The organism is Streptomyces sp. KR55 (assembly GCF_052245645.1).
Lineage (GTDB): Bacteria > Actinomycetota > Actinomycetes > Streptomycetales > Streptomycetaceae > Streptomyces > Streptomyces flavusporus.
In genome coordinates this window covers 1-2761 of the sequence record NZ_JBQQCE010000775.1, presented here as the reverse complement: position 1 = coordinate 2761, position 2761 = coordinate 1, and the positions used below count along the sequence as shown (strand labels likewise).

Annotated in this window: 3 protein-coding genes and 2 pseudogenes; all 5 read left to right on the top strand. The window is 70.6% G+C overall.

Annotated features, from left to right (window positions below):
* Positions 1-348, top strand: a pseudogene (locus ACTWQJ_RS49860) (hypothetical protein); the annotation flags it as partial.
* A 107-nt stretch (positions 349-455) separates the two neighbouring features.
* A complete protein-coding gene (locus ACTWQJ_RS49855; protein WP_385781401.1) occupies positions 456-1046 on the top strand; it encodes a pyridoxamine 5'-phosphate oxidase family protein in 591 nt (196 codons plus the stop codon).
* Positions 1047-1122: 76 nt separating this feature from the next.
* Positions 1123-1320, top strand: a complete 198-nt coding sequence (locus ACTWQJ_RS49850) for a hypothetical protein (protein ID WP_443312964.1) — start codon at positions 1123-1125, stop codon at positions 1318-1320.
* A complete protein-coding gene (locus tag ACTWQJ_RS49845) occupies positions 1275-2612 on the top strand; it encodes a ferredoxin reductase family protein (RefSeq protein WP_443312963.1) in 1338 nt (445 codons plus the stop codon). Before ACTWQJ_RS49850 ends, ACTWQJ_RS49845 begins: the two co-directional genes overlap by 46 nt.
* 28 nt (positions 2613-2640) lie before the next feature.
* Positions 2641-2761: pseudogene (locus ACTWQJ_RS49840) on the top strand (FMN-binding protein); the annotation flags it as partial.

The following is a 2761-nucleotide window of genomic DNA, read 5'->3' as shown; positions in this document are numbered from 1 at the left end:
GAGGATGCGGGCGGCGCCGAGGACGCGGGCGACGCGGCGGGCGGCAACACGGCCGCCGGCGCGATCTCCTGCCCCGACGTCGCCTCTCAGCTGCCGGCGATCCCGGCGTCCGCGCAGGCCGAGGTCGACCGCAACCTGGCGCTGCTCGACACCCAGATCGACGATGCCGACAAGCGCCTGAACGAAACCGTCGGGCAGGGCGGACCCGACTTCGTCCAGAACGCCATCCTCGGCCCGCTCGAGGACAAGCGCACCGCCGCCATCGACCGCATCGCCATCTCCATCGGCCGCACCGCCGAAAAGCCCCAGGGCCTCGACGCCCTGGCCGCCTGCACGCTCACCGAGTGACGTGACAGGAACTGTGGCCGCCCCGTTGGAGCGCCGGCCGGGGCGGCCGCGGTGACTCTCCTGGAAATCCTCGGGCAGGGAAACGACTTTCCCCGACAATCAGCGGTATGGGAAAGACGTATGAGCGCATAGACGGCCGACTCCGTACGTTCATCGAGGAGCAGCCCCTCTTCTTCACCGCGACCGCCCCGCTGTCCGGGGACGGCACGGTCAACCTCTCCCCCAAGGGCCTGAAGGGCTCCTTCGCGGTGCTGGACGAACACACCGTGGCCTACCTCGACTTCGCCGGCTCCAACGCCGAGACCATCGCCCATCTGCGGGAGAACGGCCGGATCACCCTCATGTGGTGTGCCTTCCAGGGGCCGCCGAACATCGTCCGGGTGCACGGCCGCGGGGAGCCGGTGTTCCGCGACGACCCACGGTTCGGGGAGCTGCTCGCCCGCTTTCCGGACGTCGACCCGAGTCCACACGGGCTGCGGGCGATCGTCGTCGTGACGGCCGAACTCGTCCGGGACTCCTGTGGTTTCGCGGTGCCTCACATGTCGTACGACGGGGACCGCGACCTGCACGCCCAGCGCTTCGCGCGCGAGGACGACGCCTCGCTCAGCGAGTACTTCGCCAAGAAGGACCACATCGCCACGAGCCTGGACGGGCTGCCCGGCCTGCCGCTACCCCTGCCGCCCGTCCGCCCGAAGTAACCACATCGGACGTCGGCCGCGCCCGAATGGCTCTTCCGAACTGCCGCTGCCCCTGCGGCCCGTTAGCTTCACAGGCATGCGCTCTGGTGTCACAGCCGTCCTGTCCGTCCTCACCTCCGCCGCCCTGCTCGCCGTCGCTCCGGCAGGAGCCGCCCCGCTGCCCGACCGGATGGCCGACACCGGCGGCGGCAGCCAGCTGATCACCGCCGTGTCGCCTGGCGTCGGACGATGCGCCGTATCCGCCCACGCCGCTCCCCCGCCAACTTGCTGCTGATCGCCGTGTGGGCCGGTGCCGCCGGTGTGCTGTGGCTGTGGTGGCAGAACACCCCGTCCGTCGCCGACAACACCAGCAGGATCCTCAACGCGGGCCGGATCACCGGTCTGCTCGCCGGATACCTGATGGCGCTCGTGGTGCTGCAGATGGCCCGGGTGCCCGCGCTGGAACGCCGGGTGGGCTCCGACCGGGTCGCCCGCTGGCATGCGATGACCGGCCGCTACACCCTCTGCCTGGTCCTCGCCCATATCTTCCTGATCATGTGGGGCTACGCCCTGCAGGCCGGCAAGGGGCTCGGCGACATCGTCCAGCAGACGGTCGACTCCGTCACCCAGCTGCCCGACATGGGCAAGGCGGCGATCGGCACCGGACTGCTGCTGCTGATCGGCCTGGTCTCGATCGGCGGGATCCGCCGCAGGATGCCGTACGACACCTGGTACCACGTGCACCTGATGACGTACGCGGCGGTGTTCCTGACGTTCTGGCACCAGATCAGCACCGGCAACGACTTCGCCGTCGAACCCGCCGCCAAGACCTTCTGGTACGGGCTGTACGGGGCGGTCACCGCGCTCGTGATCTGGTTCCGGATCCTCACCCCGATCCGGCTGAACCTGAAGCACCGGATGCGGGTCGAGGCGGTGATCGAGGAGACGCCGGGGATCGTGTCGGTGCTGATCGGCGGGCGGAAGCTGCACCGGATGGGTGCGGAGGCCGGGCAGTTCTTCCGCTGGCGGTTCATGGCGCCGGGCATGCGGTTCAGCTCCCACCCGTACTCGCTGTCGGCGGCGCCCCGCCCCGACATGCTGCGGATCACGGTGAAGGCGATCGGCGACCACAGCACCCGGCTGCGTGAGCTGCGGCCCGGCACCCGGGTGTGGGCCGAGGGACCGTACGGCGCGCTGACCGCGTCCCGGCGCAGCCGCGGCAAGGTGCTGCTGGTGGCCGGCGGTGTCGGCATCACCCCGATGCGGGCGCTGTTCGAGACGCTGCCCGGCGCGGCCGGCGACCTCACCCTGCTGTACCGGGCCAACAGCACCCAGGACCTGGCCCTGTGGAACGAGCTGGCCGCCATCGCCGACGAGCGGGGCGCCCGGCTGATGTACGCGGTCAACAGTCCGGACGGGGCGCGCCCGGACATCTCCGCGGAGTCCCTGCAGCGGAAGATCCCGGACATCGACCGTCATGACGTTTTTCTGTGCGGGCCGCCCGGCTTCGCGCAGTCCGTGTACGAGGCACTGCGCGGCGCGGGGGTTCCCGCCCGCCGTATCCATCACGAGTCGTTCGAGATGTGAGCGACGGGTCATCAGGAGACCGGCAACCATGAAGAAGAGCCACCCCGTTCGGCGTGCCGTGCTCGCCACCGCCGCCACCGTGTCCGGCATCGTGCTGCTGCTGTCGCTGAAGCCGGCGTCCGACCCCGGCTCCGCGGCCGCGGGGGGGG

Excerpts from the sequence above, each read along its gene's own strand:
- ACTWQJ_RS49855 (WP_385781401.1), top strand. The coding sequence starts at position 456 with ATGGGAAAGACGTATGAGCGCATAGACGGCCGACTCCGTACGTTCATC.
- ACTWQJ_RS49850 (WP_443312964.1), top strand. The coding sequence starts at position 1,123 with ATGCGCTCTGGTGTCACAGCCGTCCTGTCCGTCCTCACCTCCGCCGCC.
- ACTWQJ_RS49845 (WP_443312963.1), top strand. The coding sequence starts at position 1,275 with ATGCGCCGTATCCGCCCACGCCGCTCCCCCGCCAACTTGCTGCTGATC.